The 19,438-nt window shown below is 71.5% G+C and carries 3 protein-coding genes (1 of these 3 only partly in view); all 3 read right to left on the bottom strand.

The features are described 5' to 3' along the window. Tightly spaced (each overlapping or abutting the next), the 3 genes in view from HV824_RS06815 to HV824_RS06805 form a layout consistent with a single transcriptional unit that may run on beyond the window. Positions 1–3,840: the start of a non-ribosomal peptide synthetase gene (locus HV824_RS06815; RefSeq protein ID WP_176422917.1), read on the bottom strand. 9,591 nt of this gene lie to the left of the window's left edge; the window shows 3,840 of its 13,431 coding nt (coding positions 1–3,840); the start codon lies at positions 3,838–3,840; its stop codon lies beyond the left edge, outside the window. Continuing rightward, positions 3,837–12,983: a non-ribosomal peptide synthetase gene (locus HV824_RS06810; protein WP_176422916.1), complete on the bottom strand. Its 9,147-nt coding sequence runs from the start codon at positions 12,981–12,983 to the stop codon at positions 3,837–3,839. The genes HV824_RS06815 and HV824_RS06810 overlap by 4 nt, the downstream gene beginning before the upstream one ends. Further along, a complete protein-coding gene (locus HV824_RS06805) occupies positions 12,980–19,438 on the bottom strand; it encodes a type I polyketide synthase (protein ID WP_176422915.1) in 6,459 nt (2,152 codons plus the stop codon). The genes HV824_RS06810 and HV824_RS06805 overlap by 4 nt, the downstream gene beginning before the upstream one ends.

The following is a 19,438-nucleotide window of genomic DNA, read 5'->3' as shown; positions in this document are numbered from 1 at the left end:
GGCATGGGTCTTCCCATGGAACCGCTGCCGTTCGGGGCGCGGCCGGTCGGTGGGGAGCGGGAGGACAGGCGGGGCGTCCTTCAAGGCTTCACGCCAGAAGGCAACGCTCTCGTCCATCCGTCCGGACTCCAGCCGCCGCCGCTGCCAGGCGGCCCAGTCCGCGTAGCGAACGGGCAACGCGGGCAGGGCCGGCTCCGTGCCGCTCACGAGCGCGGCATACACGACGCAGAGCTCGCGCAGCAGGACCCCGACGGACCAGGCGTCGGCGATGATGTGGTGCTGGTTGAGGACCAGGACGTGGCTGTCGGGCGCGAGCTGGAAATGACGCGCCCGGAAGAGCGGGCCCTCCGTGAGCGAGAAGGGCGCGGCGACCTCCTCGGCGATGCGTGCGTCGAGGAGGTCGGGGGCGATGTCCTCGCTCACGAGCACGGAGGCGGCGGTCGCCTGGACTCGCAGGACGGGCATGCCTCCACGGTCATGGAAGGTGCTCCGGAGCGCCTCGTGGCGTTCAACCAGGAGCTGGAGCGTCCTCGCGAGCGCGCTGCTGTCGAGCGTCCCCTGGAGCCGGAGCACCAGCGGGACGTTGTACGCCGCGCGGTCCCCTCCGAGCGCGTCGATGAACCACAGGCTCTCCTGGCCCGGCGCGACGGGCGTGTCTTCCGACAGCTCCACACGCGAGATGGGCTCGAGCGCCGCGCCCTGTCCCGAGAGCGTCTCCGCGAGCTGCGCGATGGTCCGGCGCTCGAAGATGGCTCGGACGGGAATGTCGACGCCGAAGGCCTCGCGGGTGCGCGCGATGACCTGGGTCGCCTTCAGCGAATGGCCCCCAAGGTCGAAGAAGTCATCGTGGATGCCCACTCGCTCCTGGCCGAGCACCGCGCTCCAGATGCCGGCGAGAATCTCCTCATGGGGCGTGCGGGGCGCGGCCGAGGCCACTTGCGGCTGGGCCTCCAGCGCACGCGCTTCGAGCGCCGCGGCGTCGACCTTCCCGTTGGGCGTGAGCGGAAGCCGGTCGATGACGATGACTCGGCTGGGAAGCATGGCGGCGGGGAGCTTCGACGCCAGATGGTGCGTGAGCTCGGCCGCGTCGGGCTGGGGCACACGGTCGCTGGCCGCGAACGCAATCAGGCGAACGTCGCCGTTCTGCCGCTGCGCCTCGCTCACCACGGCCGCGGCGGTGACCCCGGGGTGGGCCGCCAGCGCGGCCTCGATTTCGCCAGGCTCCACCCGCACGCCGCGAATCTGGACCTGACGGTCCGCGCGGCCGTGGAACGCGATGGTTCCGCCCGGAAGGAACCGGGCGAAGTCGCCGCTCGCGTACATGCGCGCTTCAGGCACGCCCGCGAACGGGTCGGCGACGAAGCGCTCCGCGTTCAGGTCCGGCCGGTTCAGGTAGCCCCGGGTGACGCCCGCGCCGCCGATGTACAGCTCTCCGACGACGCCCGGAAGGACGGGACGCCGCTGGCGGTCGAGGATGTAGATGCGGGCATTGGCCACCGGCCGCCCAATGGAGGGCAGCCCTTGTCCGCCATCCGGAGCGACGGTTCCGGACGTCGCCACCACCGTCGTCTCGGTCGGGCCGTAATTGTTGACGAGCTGGAAGGGGAGCCCCGCGGGCGGTGTGGCGTGGAGCCGGTCGCCACCCGTGAGCACGAAGCGCAGCGCGCACGGCGAGGGCCACGACAAGGCCAGCACGGCCTCGGCGACCACCGTCGGGAGGAAGCTGATGGAGATCTGCTGAGCCACCAGCCAGTTCGCCAGGTCGGCGGGCGCGCTGGAGAGCTCGGGCGGGACGAGGTGCAGCGTGGCGCCCGCCGCGAGCGTCGGCCAGATTTCCCAGACGGCGGCGTCAAACGCGGTGCTGGCGACCTGAGTCGTCCGGTCCTTCGCCGTGAGCCCGAAGGCCTCCGTGTGCCAGGAGACCAGGTTCATCAGGTTCCGATGTGTGACCAGGACGCCCTTGGGCGCGCCGGTAGAACCCGAGGTGTAGATGACGTAGGCCAGGTCATCCAGGCGCGCCGGCTCCTTCGCGGGGGCGTCGGGCGTGACTGTCTCCATCAGGACTCGGGAGACGTCGAGCCGGGGAACGCGCGTGTCCTCAACGGGGTCCGCGCCCGTGTTGAGGATGGCGACCGGGGCCGCATCGCCCACGATGTAGGCGAGCCGCTCGGCGGGGTAGTTGGGGTCCAGGGGCAGGTAGGCCGCTCCCGCCTTGAGCACGCCCAGCAGGGCCACCACCAACTCCACGGACCTGCCAATGCACACGCCGACGATGCGCTCCCGTCCGGCGCCCAGTTGGCGCAGGTGCCGCGCCACGCGCTCGGCGCGACGGTCGAGCTCGCGGTAGCTGAGGGACTGTCCGTCGGGGCCCACCACGGCCGTCGCGTCGGGCGCGGCCCGCTCCAGCAGCGTCGTCACAGGGGCGGTGACGTCGAACGCACGGGGGTTCTGCCCCCACTCCGCCAGCACGCGCTGGGTGGCCTCTTCCATCAGGTCGATATCGCCGACCGTCTTTGCGCCCGGCAGCGCTTCGAGCGCGGCTTCCAGCAACCGCGTGATGCGCTCGGCCATGGGCCGGGAGAACGCGTCCGCCGCGTACATGACGCGCAGCTCCAGCGACTCACCCGGGATGGCGACCAGCGCCAGCGGGTAGCTGATGCGGTCGTGCGTGTTGACGGAGCTGATGGTGAGGCCGCTGCGAGGCAGGAGCGTCGAGGCGTCGAGCGGATAGTTCTCGAACACCAGGATGCTCTCGAAGAGCGGCCGGTCCTTCGGCGCGTCCGACCAGTGCTGGATGTCCGCCAGCGAGGAGTAGCTATACGGCTCGACCGCGCCCTGTTGGGCCTGAAGACCCGCCAGGAAGGCGGCGACGGGCGCCGTGCCGTCCAGCCGCGCTCGCAGGGGCAGGGTGTTGATGAAGAGCCCGACGATGGACTCAGAACCAGCCAGGTCGGCGGGGCGTCCGGAGACCGTCACGCCGAAGATGACGTCGTCCGTGCCTGTCGCCCTCGCCAGCACGAGCGCCCACGCGCCTTGAACGAGCGTGTTGAGCGTCAGCCGGTGGCCCTTCGCGAAGCCCGTGAGCCGCGCGGTCAACCCTGGCGACAGCAGCCGGGTGACCTCCGGCTGCGTATCGCCCGCGGGTCCGCTGACGTCCTGCCGCTCGGTGAACGGCAGGGGCGTGGGTTGCTTGAAGCCCCGCAGCCTTTCGCGCCAGAAGGACTCCGCGCGGGCGGGGTCCTGCTCCTGGAGCCAGGCGATGTAGTCGCGGTAGGGGCGCGCGGCTGGCGGCAGCGACGCGACGCCCTCCTCGAAAGCGCCGAGCACCTCGCGGAGGACGATGGAGAAGCACCAGCCGTCCAGCAGCAGGTGGTGGTACGTCCACACGAACAGGTGGCGCGCGTCGTCGAGCCGGATGAGGGCACAGCGAATCAGGGGCGGGGTGCCCAGGTCGAAACCCTGGAGCCGGTCCTCGCGCAGGAAGTCGTCAACCCACCGCTGCCGCGCGTCCGCTGGCACGTGTCGGATGTCCTCGACGCGCCAGGGGACCTCGGCCTCCACCGCGACGACCTGGAGCGGCTTCTCCAGCCCCTCCCAGAGGAAGCCCGAGCGCAGGATTGGGTGCCGGGCGAGGACGTGCTGCCAGGCCTCCTTCCAGCGGTCGATGGGCAGGTCCCCCCGGACCTCGCAGCTCAGTTGCTCCACGTACATGCCCGCGCCGGGCTCCATCAGCGCGTGGAAGAGCATGCCGTGCTGCATGGGGGCGAGCTCGTAGATGTCTTCAATCGACTCTTCTGACGTCATGGCGCTGTCCTGCCCCTCACCATCCACCTGGCTCATCGCGGCTTCTTGGTCAGCGTGAGCACGCGCTTCAAGTCTTTGGCGCTCAGACGCGCCGCCGGGAAGTCGGACGCCACCCGGACCGCAGCGGCGGGCTCCGCGCGCTCGCGAATCATCGATCGCACGTTGGCGTGGAACTCCGCGTTCAGCCGCTCAATGGTCTCCTTGTGGAAGACCTTGGCGCCGAAGGTCCAGTCGAGGCGGAGCCGCTGGCCCGCTTCGACCACGGCGTTGAGCTCGATGCGGTGGGGCCGGGCGGCGCTCGGCGCGTGTAGCTGGCCCAGGCCCTCCCTGGCGCGGCCTCGCACCACGCCTTGCGTCGGCACGGCGCCCATCTGTCCCAGGTAGTTGAAGACGATGCCTGCGTTCGGAATCGCGCCGAGCCTCGAACGAATCGAAGCATCCGGCGACAGCGCACGGAGCACGCCGTAGCCAAGGCCGCCACGAGGCGTCCGGCGCAGCGCGTCCTTCGCGCGGGCCAGCGTCTCACGCACCCCTTCCCGGGCGCCCACGTGCAGGCGGAGCGGGAAGAGCGCGGTGAACCAGCCCACCGTGCGGCTCAGGTCCACGTCCTCGAACAGGAACTCGCGTCCGTGGCCTTCCAGGTCGATTCGGACGGTGCTGTTGCCGGACCAGCCCGTGAGCGTCCGGGCGAGCGCGGCAATCAGGGCCTCGTTGACCTTGACGTCATACGCCGTCGGGACCTCGCTCAGCAGCAGCTGGGTCTCCTCCGCTTCCAGCCACGACACGAGCGTGCCCGCGTCGCTGACCGTGTCCGGGGCGTGTGGGTCGTTCAACGGCAGGTCCTGCGAGTCGTCCCGCTGCGCCGTGGCGAGCCACGCGTCGAGCTCGGCCCGGGCGTTCTGCGTCGCCGCATACGCTTCGAGCCGCTTCGCCCAGTGCTGGAAGGACGTCGTCTTCGGCGGGAGGCCGACCTCCTGGCCATTCGACAGCTGGCTGTACGCCGTCAACAGGTCCTCGATGATGATGCCCCACGACACGGCATCCACGACGAGGTGGTGGGCCACCAGCGCGAGCCGCGCGGAGTCCCCGCCCAGCCGCAGCAGGGCGGCGCGCATGAGCGGGCCCTGCTCCAGGTCCAGGGACTCGTGGAGATCGGCGAGCGCCTCTTCCACGTGCTCGCTCCCTTCCACGTCCAGCGTGTCCAGGGGAATGCCGGTCTGCGCTTCCTCCTCCGCATGGAACTGCGTCCAGCCGTCACCGACCTTGCGGTAGCGGAAGCGGAGCGCGTCGTGGTGGCGCTCCACCGCATCGAGCGCGCCGCGAAGCGCGGCCAGGTCGATTCCTGGCTCCACGTCGAGCATCACCGCCATGTTGAAGTGCTGCGGCCCGGCGCGGTCCTGGTCGAAGAACCAGCGCTGGATGGGGGTGAGGGGCGCGCTGCCCGTCACGCGCCCCTGCTCGGCGTTGACCACCTGGGTGCTGGAGGCCACGCGCGCCAGCTCGGCGATGGTCTGGTGCTCGAACAGCTGGCGCGGACGCAGCCGGAGGCCCTGCTGGGTGGCGCGGGAGATGATCTGCAGCCCGAGGATGGAGTCACCGCCCAGCGCGAAGAAGTTGTCGTGGATGCCCACGGACTCCTTCTTCAAGACGGTGGCCCAGATGCCGGACAGGACCTGCTCCTCCCGCGTCCGCGCATCGGCGAAGGCGGCGGGTGCCTGGGCCTGCACGGGGTCCGGCAGCTTCTTGCGGTCCACCTTCCCGCTGGGCGTCAGCGGGAAGGACTCCAGCACGACGAAGTGCGCCGGCACCATGTAGTTCGGAAGCTGGCCCATGGCGTGGTCGCGCAGGGACTGAATCGTCAGCGACGCGCCCGGACGGCCCACGGCGTAGGCCGCGAGCTGCCCCTGGTGGACCACGATGACCGACCGCTGAACCGCGGGGTGACTGTCGACGACGGCCTCCACCTCACCCAGCTCGATGCGGTAGCCGCGCAGCTTCACCTGGTCGTCGATGCGGCCCAGGAAGTCGATGCTGCCGTCGGCGCCCCAGCGCGTGAGGTCGCCGGTGCGGTAGAGGCGGGCATTCGGCGCGTCGGAGTAGGGGTCCGGGATGAAGCGCGTTCGGGTGAGCTCGTCGAGCCCGTGGTACCCACGCGCGAGCGCCACGCCGCCCACGTACAGCTCGCCCGGAACGCCGATGGGGACCCGCCGTTTGTCGGCATCAAGGATGCGCGCCACGAGCCCCGGCAGGGGCCGGCCGATGGGCGGAACGCCCGTGTCGCCCTGCTTGAGCTCGGCGACCGTCGCGATGACGGTTGTCTCCGTCGGGCCATATGCGTTGACGAAGCGCCGGGTGCCCGTCACCCACTTCTTCACCAGCTCCGAGGGGAGCGCTTCTCCGGCCGTGACGAGCACGCGGAGGTCGGGATAGGCCCCGTCCGGCAGCGTCGCGAGCGCGGAGGGTGACAGCACCACCTGGGTGATGTGCTTCTCCGTGAGCACCGTGGCCAGGGCCTCGCCCACGCGCGCGGTCTCATCGGTGGGCAGCACCAGCCGGGCGCCGCTGGCGAACGCCATCACGATGTCCCAGACGGACACGTCGAAGGACAGCGACGCCGCCTGGAGCAGCCGGCTGTCCGGTCCGAGCCCGAAGCGCGGGACCGAGGCCACGGCGAGGTTCGCCACGCCCCGGTGCTCCAGCACCGCGCCCTTCGGCTTCCCGGTGGAACCCGAGGTGTAGATGACGTAGGCGGCCGAACTCGCGTCGGGGAACGGCAGGGTGGACGGCGCGGCGTGCTCCGGCAGGGGCTCGTCCATCCACAGCGTCTGGCCCCGGAAGCCCGGCCGCTCGCCCAGGGCGCGCTCCGTGAGCAGCACCTCCGCGCCCGAGTCTTCCAGCATGTGGCCCAGGCGCGCCTGGGGGTACTCCGGGTCGAGCGGCACGTATGCGCCGCCGGCCTTCCACACGCCCAGGATGCAGGTGATGAAGTCCACCGACTTCGGCAGGCAGATGGCGGCCCGCTTCTCCCGGCCGAAGCCCAGCGAAACGAGGTGCCGGGCGAGGCGCGTGGCGCGCCGGTCGAGCTCGCCGTAGCTCAGGCGGACGTCGCGATGCTCCAGGGCAATGGCCTCCGGTGCTCGCGCGACCTGCGCCTGGAACAGCTCCACCACCGAGCCGGGCGCGGGAGGGGCGCTGGGGCCGTGTTCCCACTTCGCCACCAGGCTGGCTTCGCTCGCACCCAGCAGCGCGAACTCGGGCACTCGGCGCTCCGGCGCCTGCACCGCTTCGCGGAGCATGACGACGAGGTGCTCGGCCATCCGCTCGATGCGCTCACGGTCGAACAGGTCCGCGCTGAACTCGAGCAGGCCGGCGAGGCCATCCGCGGACTCCTGCATGGACAGCGTCAGGTCGAACTTGGCGGTGACGCTGTCCAGGTCGAGCAGCTGCACGTCGAGCCCGTCCAGCGCGGGCGGTGAGAACGGCGCGTTCTGGAGCGCGAACATCACCTGGACCAGGGGCTGCCGGCTGAGGCTGCGCTCGGGCGCGACCACCTCCACCAGCTTCTCGAAGGGCACGTCCTGGTCTGCGTAGGCGTCCAGGGCCGTGCGCCGGACGCGCGCCAGCAACTCCAGGAAGCTGGGGTCGCCGGCCAGGTCCATCCGGAGCGCGAGCGTGTTGACGAAGAAGCCAATCAGCGGCTCCGTCGCCGCGCGATTCCGGTTCGCCACCGGCGAGCCGATGATGAGGTCCTTCTGGCCGCTCAGCCGCGACAGGTAGGCGGTGAAGGCCGTCAGCAGCGTCATGTACAGCGTGGCGCCTTCCCGGCGGCTCAGCTCCTTCAGGCGCGCCGTGAGGGAGCGGTCCACGTCGAAGCGGACCACGCCGCCGCGGTACGTCGGCGTCTCCGGCCGGGGCCGGTCGCTGGGGAGGTTGAGCGACGTGGGCGCCCCCGCCAGGCGCTGCTTGTGCGCCTCAATGGACTCCGCGAGCGCACCGTCCCGCAGGAGCTGCCGCTGCCACAGCGCGAAGTCCGCGTACTGGACCTGGAGCGGCGGCAAGGCCAGCTCACGCTGCGAGCGCAGCGCGTTGTAACCGGCCGCGAGCTCACGCGCGAGGATGCCCACGGACCAGCCGTCGGAGACGACGTGGTGCATGGTCAGGACCAGCACATGTTCCACCTCCGAGATGCGGAAGAGGCGCATCCGGAGCAGCGGACCTCGCTCGAGGTCGAACGGCCGGGAGACCTCCAGGCCCGCCTGGACCTGGATGAGCTTGAGCAGCTCCGCCTCCGAGGCTCCGGCCGGGCGGACCAGCTCCTCAGCAGGCGGAAGCTCGACCGTGACGTTCGTGGAGATGGCCTGGAAGGGCTGCGCGCCCTCCGCCGGGAAGCAGGTGCGGAGCACCTCGTGCCGCTGGACGATGGCGTCCAGGCTCTGCCGCAGGGCCTCGTGGTGGAGGGGTCCGCGGAGCCGGAGCACCAGCGGGATGACGTAGATGGGAGCCCGCGTCTCCTCGATGCGGTCCACGATCCACAGCCGCTCCTGGGAGGAGGACAGCGGGATGCGCTCCGGGCGCTCCATGGGTCCGGTGAAGTCGACCGCGGCCGCTCCGGGACGCTGGCGCTGCTGTTGGACGGCCGCCACGAGCCCCGCGACGGTGGGACCCGCGAAGAACGTGCGCAGGGGAACCTCCACCCCCAGCACGGCGCGAATGCGGGACACGACCTGCGTGGCCAGCAGCGAATGGCCGCCGAGGTCGAAGAAGCTGTCATGTACGCCCACACGCTCCGCGCCGAGCAGCTCGGCGAAGATGCTGGCCAGGATCTCCTCCTCGCCGTCGCGCGGCTCGACATAGGCCGTCTCCAGTCCCTGTGAGACGGACGGGAGGGGCAGGGCTCGCCGGTCGACCTTGCCGTTTTCGGTCAGCGGAATCCGGTCGACGACCATGATGCTCGCGGGCACCATGTACTCGGGGAGATGTGCTTGCGTCCGCTTGCGCAGCTCGCTCTCCAGGCGGCGGTCCACCCGGCTCCGGAGCGGGTCATTGGCGCGGCGCGCCCCCGCGACGACTTCCGGTGCGCTTCCGAAGAGGGCCACGGGCCCCCGCGTCGCCTTCGCGGCCGGGGTGAAGACCGCGTCGAAGGAACCGTCCACGCCGCCGCGCGACCAGTCCAGGGCGACGTCGAGGGACAGGGCCTCCGCGAGCTGGTGGAGTGACTCGGGGTCGATGCCAGGCTCCGGGTCGCTCGCGGGCGTCGTGGCATCGCGGTCCAGCACACGCCGGCGGAGCTTCTCGAAGGAACCGGGCCGCGCGGACGCTCCATCCGTCACGCTCGCCAGCGCGTCCAAGGAAGCCTCGACGCGCGCGTTCCGGATGCCGCGCAGGCCGACGCGTCGCGTGCCGTCCTGGGCCAGCCGGGCGCGGAGCTCGGGCAGGCTCACGTTGCCCGGGCCCCAGGCCACGTCGGCTGCGGCGCTCGGCGGGGTGTCCAGGTGGATGAGCACGTCGTAGCGGAAGCGCGTCAGCTCGTTCAGGCACGCGCCCCGCTTCGGGCGAATCTCCACGTGGGTGAGGCGGGGGATGCGCTGCTTCAGGGCCCAGAAGAAGTCCGGGGCGAGCACCAGCTCCTCTTCCGCCGCCATGCGCTGCGCCACGCGGTCCTTGAGCACCTGCGGTTCGAGCGTGCCAGACGCCTGCGCCAGGACGATGGACGCGTGGAACGCCTCGAGCAGGCGGAAGTTCCGCACGTCACCGACGAAGATGACGCCGCCCGTGTCCAGCCGCTGTGCGGCCTTCTCCAGGGCCTGGGCGAGGTACTCCGCGCTCGGGAAGTACTGGACCACCGAGTTCAGCATCACCGCGTCGAAGCGCATGTCGCCGAAGTCGATGCTGTCCAGTTGGTCCGCCGCGCAGTGGAAGAGCTTCGCGTGCTCCAGCCCGGCCGACTTCGCCGTGACGCCCCGGAGCATGTCGACGACGACCCCCGAGACGTCGGTGGCCCAGTACGCCTCCGTGGACGGCGCGATCCGCGTGAGGAGCAGCCCCGTGCCGCAGCCAATCTCGAACACGCGGCGGGGCGCCCGCACGAGAAGCTGGTGGACCGTGTGGTCGACCCACTCCTTCATCGCCTCCGCGCTGAGCGGCGCGCCAGTGTAGCTGCTGTCCCAGCCCGCGATGTTGAAGCGGGGGTCCAGCTGCGGCTCGCTGGCCGAGCGCGCATAGAGGTCGTCGTAGAGCGCCTTCCACTCGCCCACGTGCGTGTCACCGACGCCGCCGTCCGCATCCGAGGACAGGAGCGTCTGAGCGGCGTTCTCCCTGGGCACGACGTAGGCGGCGATGCGCCGGTCGTCCGCGCTGCGCTCATGCGTGGTGACGTAGGCATCTGCGACCGCCGGGTGCGTGGCGAGCACCGACTGGATTTCACCCAGCTCGATGCGGAACCCGCGAATCTTCACCTGGTCGTCGATGCGCCCAAGGTACGTGAAGCCGCCATCCGGGAGGCGGATGGCGAGGTCGCCCGAGCGGTAGAGCCGCTTGCCCGGCGAGGACGGGTCTTCGATGAAGCGCTGCGCGGTGAGCTCGGGACGCTTCAGGTAGCCGCGCGCGACGCCAGCGCCGCCGACGTACATCTCTCCCGGGACGCCAGCCGGCACGGGCTGACCGTGCTCGTCGAGCAGGTGCAGCTCGAGGTCCGGGAGCGGGCGCCCGATGGGGCTCGCGGCGGAGGTGAGGTCGGCCTCGGTCACCCGGTAGTACGTGACATGCACCGTGGTCTCGGTGATGCCGTACATGTTGATGAGCTGCGTGTCGGCGTCGCCATACCGGTCGAACCATGGGCGGACGGTCGCAGCGTCCAGCGCCTCGCCGCCGAAGATGATCCACTTGAGGCTTCGGCCGCCCTTGCCATCCGCGATGGACGGCGCGCGCGTCAGCGCACGGAACGCGGACGGCGTCTGGTTGAGGACCGTCACGCCTTCACGCGCAATCAGCTCACCGAAGGCCTCGGGCGCGCGCGTCATCCAGTGGGGCACGACGACCAGGCGCCCGCCGTACAGCAGCGGCCCCCACAGCTCCCAGACGGAGAAGTCGAACGCCGCGGAGTGGAACAGCGTCCAGACGTCATCCGGCCCGAAGCCATAGAGCGGCTCCGACGTGGTGAACAAGCGGGTGGCGTTGGCGTGGGTGACGATGACGCCCTTGGGGCGCCCCGTCGAGCCGGACGTGTAGATGACGTAGGCGGCGCTCTCCGGCGTGATGGCCGGCTCGGGGTTCGGCGCACGCCGGCCGCCCTGCCAGTCGAGCGCGTCCACGAAGACGGTGGACACACGCTGCGTGGGGAGGTCACCGGTGCGGCTGGACTCGGTCACCAGCGCTGCGACCTCCGCGTCCTCCAGAATCAACGCGAGCCGGTCCTTCGGGCTGGCGGGGTCCAGCGGCACATAGGCGCCGCCGGCCTTGAGCACGCCAAGAATGGAGACGACCAGCTCCGCGCCGCGATCGACGCAGATGCCCACCAGGGACTCGGGGCCCACGCCGTGGTCGCGCAGCGCGTGCGCCAGGACGTTCGCCCGGGCGTTGAGCTCGGCGTAGCTGAGGTGCGTCTCGCCGAACGTCAGCGCGGTGGCGTTCGGGCTGCGCTCGGCCTGGGCCTCGAACCAACCCGCGAGCGTCCGCGCGGCGGTGACGGCCGGGGCGCTTTCAACGCGAGCCTCGTGTACGGGGGCCGGGGCCTTGACCGCCAGGGACAGCCGGGCGACTGGCGCGTCCGGCGCGCGGACCATCTCCTCGACCAGCTTCTCGAAGTAGCCGCGCCACAGGGCGACGGTGTCGTCGTTGAAGAGGGCGCGGTTGAAGCGCAGCACGCCGGAGAAGGCGCCCCGCGTCTCCCACAGCTCCAACGTGAGGTCGAACTGCGATTCCTGATCGCTGATGGGGAAGGGCTCCAGCTCCAGGTTGCCCCAATAGACGCGGGCGTCCTCGTCAGGCGAGGCCCACAGCGCCATGCCGCCGCCGCCCTCGCGCGACGCGTGGTGGACGATGGACGCTTGGAAGAGGGGAGACACGCCCGGACGGCGCTCGATGCCCAGCCGCTCCACGAGCGACGCGAAGGGGAGGTCCTGGTGGGCGAGCGCCTCATGGACGACGGTGCGCATCCGGCCCAGCAACGTCCGGGTGGAGGGCGCACCGGAGAGGTCCGCGCGCAGCGCCACCGCGTTGGCGAAGTAGCCCACCACGTCGTGGAAGGCCGAGCCGGGCCGGCCCGCCGTGGGCGAGCCAATCAAGATGTCCTCCTGCCGCGCCAGGCGCCCCAGCAGGGCGGCATAGGCGGACACGAGCACGACGAAGGGCGTGGCCTCGGCGCTCTGCGCGAGCGCCTTGATGCGGGCCGTCAGCTCCGCGGAGAGGCGGAAGGGGCTCGCGCCGCTCCGGTTCGCGGCGATCGCGGCCCGGCTCCGGTCGGCGGGCAGCGCCAGGATGGGAAGCTCACCGGCGAGCTTCCTCTGCCAGTAGTCCCAATGGGCGCGCCCCGCGGCACCCGACACCGTCTCCGCCTGCTGCGCGACGAAGGCGGCGTAGCTGCCCGAGACGGGCGGCAGGGACGGCTGCTCGCCGCGCGCGATGGCCTGATAGAGCTGGTTGAACTCCTGCTGGAGGATGCCCGCGGACCACCCGTCGTAGACGATGTGGTGGACGGTCATCAGGAGGACGTGGTCCTCGGCACCCAGGGAGAAGAGGTTGCAACGGAGCAGCGGGCCCCGCTCCAGGGAGAACGGCTGACGGTAGGCGCGGGCCACCTCGGCCTGGAGCTGCTCGGGGCTCCAGCCTTGCGCGTCTACATGGGTGAAGCTCGGCTCGAGCGCCGGGTGGCACGTCTGGACGAGCTGGCCTTCCGCGGTGGACGAGAACGTGGTGCGCAGGGACGCGTGGCGCTCAGCCAGCATTCCGAACGCGCGCTTGAGCGAGGCCACGTCGATTCGCGAGCGGATGCGCAGCGCGAAGGGCGTGTTGTAGGCCGCGCTCTCCGGGTCCTGCTGGTGCAGGAGCCACAGCGCCTTCTGTCCGGACGCGAGCGGGGAGAGGCGGGGAGCCGCCTTCCCGGACTTCGCCATGAGCTCGGCGAGCAGCTTGCGCTTCGCCTCGAGCGAGAGGCCCTTCATGTCGTCAGCCGGGGTGCTCATGCCGTCTCCCTCTCCTGCGCCGTCTGCGCGGCGAGCATCGCCTGGAGGATCGTGTCCAGCTCGCTCTCCGACATGCTGTTCACCTGCTGCTCGATTTCGGCTTCCTCCGTCACCGGTTCCGGCGGGGGCGCCGCGGCGGCGGCACCGGGCCCGTCGAACTTCGACGACAGGTTGGCGGCGACCTCCACCAGGCTCCCCGCGCGCAGCAGCTCCAGCGCGGGAACCTCGATGCCGAGCGCCTCGCGGATGGTCCGCTGGACCTGCATCGACAGGAGCGAGTCCACGCCCAGCAGCGACAACGGCTTCTGTGGTTCCACCCGCTCCATGGGAATCTGGAGGATGGTGGCGAGCCGCTCGATGAGGAACTTCTGCAGCTCCGGCTGCCGCTCATCCGGGGCCAGGCCCGACAGGTGGCCGCGGAGCTGCTCCGCCTCGCTCTGGGCGCCACCCTGGGCACTGCCCAGCAGGTGTGACGTCCTGGCGGACTTGCCCAGGTGCGGGGCGGCGCGGCCCAGCTTGGACCACTGCACGTCGAAGAGGCCCAGCTGCGGCGTGCGCAGGCGCAGCACCCGCTTGAGCGCGGTCAACACGGCGGCGGGCGCCATCGGGTTGAGGCCGAGCGATTCGAGGTACGTCCGCACCGCTTCGTCCTGGGCCATGCCGAACTCACCCAGCACGCCCCATTGGATGCTGATGGCCGCAAGCCCCCGCGCGGTCCGGTGCTCCGCGAGCGCGTCGAGGAAGCTGTTCGCCGCGACGTAGTTGCCCTGCCGCGGGTTGCCAATCAGCGCGGCGACGGACGAGAACAGGACGAAGAGGTCCAGCGGCCGGTCCTGCGTCAGCTCGTGAAGAATCCACGCGCCGCCCGCCTTGGGCGCCATGACGCGCTGGATGCGCTCGAGGTTCAGGTCGGGCATCGGCGCGTCGTCCAGCACGGCCGCCGTGTGCAGCACGCCCTTGAGCGGCGGGTGCGTGGCGTCGATGCGCGCAAGCAGCGCCCGCATGTCGTCCATGCTGCTGACGTCCGCGGCGGCCGCGGTGACGCGCGCGCCAGCCGCCTCCAGCTCCTGGACCAGCGCCCTGGCTTCCGGCGTGGAGGCGCCCTTGCGGCCGGTGAGCACCAGGTGGCGCGCACCCTCCGCGACCATCCAGCGGGCGAGCGCGAGGCCGAACCCGCCGAAGCCTCCGGTGACGAGGTACGTGGCGTTCGCCTCGAAGAGCGGCTCGTCCGCCGCCGGAGCGAGCGCGAGCGGCTCACCGTCGGTGAACGTCAGCGTGAGCCGGGCCAGGCCCTGGTCTCGCGAATGCTCCGCCAGCCAGGCCGGTGCCTCTCCCGCGCGGGCGACGGGCCAGGCCTCGGACGGCAGCGCCGGCAGCGTCGGGTACCGGCCGAGGACGGACTGGAGCCGCGCGGCGGCGTCCTGGGGGCGCTGGCGCAGCATGGCCGCGACGTCCACGCGTGCGCAGGCCGCGCCACGAGGCCAGGCGGTGGCGAACAGGCCCTCCGCTGGAGCGAGTGGGCCCGCGTCGACGAAGCGCCCGAAGGCCCCGAGCACACTGGTGAGGGTGGGCTCCGCGTCGCAGGACGCGTTCACCAGCAGGTCCACGCCTGCGCCGTCCGTCCACTTCAGGAGGTCTTCCGGGAGGGAAGGGGAGCGCCGGTCGAAGACGCGGACACCGTCCGGCACCTGGTGCGTGCCGGCGTCCAGGATGATGGCCGTCCGGGCTCCCGCCGCGCGGCCGAGTTCGACCACGGCGGTCCCCACGCCACCAGCGTCCCCGATGACGAGGAGCCGCTCGGAGGGCTGGAGGTGACCATGCACATGGAGCGCGTACTCCGCGCCGAGGAAGGGCAGCAGCCGGCCCTGAGACGCGCCGGCGCTGACGAAGTCCCGGTCCAGGCGCAGCACCACGTGCGTCCCGACAACGGGCGCTTCTTGCGCGACCAGCGCCTGCACCACCTGGCCGGCCGTGAAGCCCTGCGTGGCCTCGCCCACCGCCACGACGACACCGCCCACCTCCAGCGGCCAGTGCGTGTCGGACGCGCGCCGGCCCTGCACGGCCGCGGCGCGGGTCAGCGTCACGTGGGTGACCTTGATTTCGACCTCTCCGCGCGCGGGCTGCTTGCGCGTGGCACGTCGAGGCCGGCGCTCGGCGCCGTCGAGGGTGATCTCGAACACCTGCTCCACCCCAGCCGGCGCGGGCGTCCCCTTCGTCTGGGCCTCCCACTCCGGCAGGGGCTTCGCGCTGAGGCGGCGGACGAAGCGGCGGGAGTCGCGCAGCGCGACCTCCTCCTCCTGCGTCTCCGCGAGCAGCTCGCTCGCGAGCCGTTCGATCAGCTCCGACTGCGACGCCGAGGCGCCCTTCGGCAGGTCGATGGAGCGGGTCCGCAGGTGCGGGAACTCCGCGGGGACGACGCGCGCGAAGCCAATCAGCGGCGTGGCGGACAGCGCGCTTGGCGCGTCGCCCGGGGCCGCGCGCTGTGCGTCGCGGGTGACGATTCGCAGCGACGCGCCATCGCCCGGCGCCAGGGCCAGCACCACGTCGAGCAGCGCCTGGACGTCGTTCGACTCAACCCCCGGCTGCGCGTCCAGGCCGGCGAGGTAGGCAACGTGCTGGATGCGGACACGGCCCACGGCCTCCACGACGGCACGGACGTCCTCCGCGTTTCCGGGACGAATCTGGAAGCGGTGGTTCGACTCGCGGACGAACGTCTCGCCGCGCGTCACCAGGACCAGGTCCTGGATGCCGGTCCGCTCGAGCTCACGCGTCAGCTCGGCACCGATTCCGCCCTGGTCGGCGAAGACGAGCCAGGTGCCCTGGCTCTTCGCGGGCAGCTCCTCGGCGGTGGCCTCGAAGGCGTGCGTGTACATCCAGTCGTAGAACGCCGGCCTGGGCACGGACTCCTCGCGGTCCGCGAGCGCGGCGCACTCGACGCCCGTCAGCCTCGCGGCCACGCGGCCCTCGCCGTCCAGCAGCGTGATGTCGCACTCCAGCGCGTGGGCGGTGCGCGCGCGAATCCGGGCATGGCACCACAGCGGCGCGTGGGGCGCGGGCGGGGCGGAGAGCTGGATGCTCCGGCAGCCCATGGGCAGGTAGAGCCGCGCGTCGTCCTCGGGGAGCCAGGACACCATGGCCTGGAGGCACGGGTCCAACCACACGGGGTCGAGCAGCATCCGCGAATCGGCGGTGACGCGGGCCACCTCCGCGTCGGGGAGGACAATCTCGGCCAGCAGCTCCTGCTCGTTGCGGCGCAGCGTGCGGATGCCGCGCAGGCTGGGGCCGTACTCGAGCCCGCGCGTCGCCAGCATCCGGTACAGCGCCTCGGTGTCGAGCGGCGCCTCGGCGTGGATGCCGAGCTCGCTCACGCGGGCCTGCGTCTCCGGTGGCGTGTCGACGTTCCGGCGGATGCGCGCGGTGGCGTGGCGGGTCCACGCCGTGCGGTTGTCGCGCGGCCGGCTGTAGATGGTCACCGTCTGAGCCGCCTCGTCGTACGTGGTCCGGACGACGGGCTCGTCATGGCCCGTGACGACGAGCGCGTTCTCGAACCGCACCTCTTCCAGTGCATGCGGCGCGGAGAGGCCCATGGCGTGACGAACGGCGAGCGCCAGCTCGACGTAGGTGGCGCCAGGGACGACGAGCGAGCCCCGGACGCGGTGGTCCTGGAGGCACGGCAGGAAGCGCGCGTTCAGCCCGCGCTCCCAGGAGGGCAGCGGCGCGGAGACGCGGGGACCGAGCAGCGAATGCTCGTCCGAGCCCCGGCGGTCCGTGAGGGCCTCCTCTGACTCGTGCCAGTGCTTCTCACGCTGCCAGGGGTAGGTGGGGAGCGAGGTGTAGCGCGAGCCTCGCGGGTAGAGGCCGCTCCAGTCGATGGGGATGCCCGCGACGTAGAGCTCCGCCAGAGCCTTGGTGAACGTCTTGTGCTCGGGCTCCTGCCGCCGGAGGGAGGTGAGGACGCGGCCCTCGACGCGGGCCTCCGCGCAGCACTCCTTGATGGACGCCAGCAGCACGGGGTGGGGCCCCAGCTCGATGAAGAGCCGGTAGCCGTCCTTCAGCATCTGCCCCGCGGCCTTCGCGAAGAGCGTGGGCTCGCGGATGTTGTCGCACCAGTACTCCGCGTCGTAGGCGATGCCCTCGACGCGCCCGCCCGTGACGGTGGAGTAGGTGGGCAGGTGCCCGGCGGAAGGCTGGAGCGAAGCCAGGCAGCGGCGCAGCTCCGGCTTCAGGCCCTCCATGGCGGGGCTGTGGTACGGCACCTCGACCTTCAGGATGCGCTGGAACACGCCGCGCGCCTCCAGCTCCGCGGCGATCTCCTCGATGGCCTTCGCGTCACCCGACAGGGTCACCGCGTTGGGGCCGTTGATGGCGGCGATGGACACCAGGTCCTCACGCCCCCGGATGGCGGCGCGCGCGCCTTCCTCGGAGAGCCCCACGGCGGCCATCTTGCCCTGACCCGCGGCCTTGGCCTGGATGCGGCTGCGCTCGTAGATGACGAGCATGGCCTGCTCCAGCGTGAAGCGGCCGGCGGCATAGGCTGACGCGACCTCACCCGCGCTGTGGCCAATCACCGCCGCGGGGGTGACTCCCGCGCGCCGCCACATCTCCAGCAAGCCAAGCTGGAGGAACGTGTTCGCGGGCTGCGCGATGTCCGTCCGCGCCATGTTGGAGGACTGCTCGTCCGCGAGCATCTGCTCCAGCAGCGACCAACCCGCCAGCCGCTGGAAGAGGGCGTCGCAGCGGTCCAGGGTGGCGCGGAACAGCGCGTCCTGCGCGTAGAGCTCCCGGCCCATGGCCCACCACTGGGGCCCCATGCCGGTGAACACGAAGACGGGCCGGGCATCCGCGGCCTGGAGCGTCCGGCCGGAAGCGCCCAGCTCGGCGGGGTTGCCCGACGCGAAGGACGTCAGCCGCGCCGTCAGGTCGGCCACGTCCTCCGTGGCCAGCAGCGCCAGCCGGTGCTCATGGTGGCCGCGGCGCGTGGCCGCGGAGAAGCAAATGTCCGACAGCGAGGCAGACGACGGAGCGGCGAGCAGCTCCGCGTAGGACTGGGCCAGGGCGCGCAGGGCCTCGGGGCCGCGGGCGGAGAGGGGCAGCAGCAGCGGCGCCGGGGGGCCGTCGGCGCGGGCCCGCGACTCGGCGGGCGGGGCCTGCTCGATGACGCAGTGGGCGTTGGTGCCGCCATAGCCGAAGGAGTTGACGCCCATCCGCAGCGGCTCGTCCTTCCGGGGCGCGAGCGTTTCGAGCGCGCGCGGGATGCGGATGCCCAGCGTGTCGAAGGGGATGGCGGGGTTGAGGTCGCGCAGGTTGGCCTGCGGGGGCAGCTGCCGGTGCTGCAGGCACAGGCTCGCCTTGATGAGCCCGGCGACGCCGGCCGCGGCCTCCAGGTGCCCGATGTTGGCCTTGAGCGAGCCGACCCAGGGGCCCTGGCCGTCCTCGCGCTTGGAGACGGCGCCCAGGCCCCCCAGCTCCGCCGGGTCTCCCACGGCGGTGCCCGTGCCATGGGCTTCGAAGGCATGGAGCTCAGTGGGGTCCAGCGCGGCGCTGGCGCAGACGCGGCGAATCAGCGCTTCCTGCGCGCGGGAGCTCGGCGCCGTCATGGACTCGCTGTGGCCGTCCTGGTTGACGCCCGTCCCTCGAATGACGGCGTAGACGCGGTCCTGGTCCCGGACCGCGTCGGAGAGCCGCTTGAGCACCACGATGCCGGCGCCCTCGCCGCGGCCGTAGCCGTCCGCGCGCGTATCGAAGCTCTTGGAGTGCCCGTCCGCCGACAGGAACTTGCCCTTGCTCATGGCCACGAAGATTTCGGGCCGGAACATGACGTTGACGCCACCCGCCAGCGCCAGCGACGTGGTGCCGCTCCGCAGGTCCTGGCACGCCAGGTGGACGGCGACCATGGACGAAGAGCACGCCGTGTCCAGGGAGATGCTCGGCCCCTGGAAGTCGAACATGTACGACAGGCGGTTGGAGAGCACCGTCATCGTGGAGCCCACCGCCGTGTGCGGTCCGATGAGATCGCGGTTCATCGGTCCCATGTGCGTGAGCATGCTGTCGAGCATGAACCCGCCGACGTAGACCCCCGTGGGGCTGCCCGCGAGCTTGTCCGCCGGAAGGCCCGCGTCCTCCAGGCTCTCCCACGCCACCTCCGCGAGCAGCCGCTGCTGTGGATCGAGCGTCGCCGCCTCACGGGGCGAAATGGAGAAGAAGGCCGCGTCGAACGTGTCGATGGCCTCCTGCAGGAAGCCGCCCGCCCGCACGTACGTCTTGCCGGGCTTGTCCGGGTCCGGGTCGTAGTACCGGCGGTGGTCCCAGCGCTCCTTCGGGACTTCCACGATGGCGCAGCGGCCCTGCGTGAGCAGCTCCCAGAGGTGGCGTGGTGACCTGGCGCCCCCTGGAAAGCGGCAGCCGATGCCAATGATTGCGATGGGGTCTTGTTCAATATTGGACGCTGCGCTCAT

This window comes from Myxococcus sp. AM009, from assembly GCF_013372605.1.
In the GTDB taxonomy this organism is placed as follows: Bacteria; Myxococcota; Myxococcia; order Myxococcales; family Myxococcaceae; genus Myxococcus; species Myxococcus vastator.
Note: the sequence above shows the minus strand (reverse complement) of the source record. Positions and strands in the feature narration are given on the sequence as shown.

What these genes read in the sequence shown, in the direction of transcription:
- HV824_RS06810 (WP_176422916.1), bottom strand. Translation starts at nt 12,983, where the DNA reads ATGAGCACCCCGGCTGACGACATGAAGGGCCTCTCGCTCGAGGCGAAG.
- HV824_RS06805 (WP_176422915.1), bottom strand. Translation starts at nt 19,438, where the DNA reads ATGAGCGCAGCGTCCAATATTGAACAAGACCCCATCGCAATCATTGGC.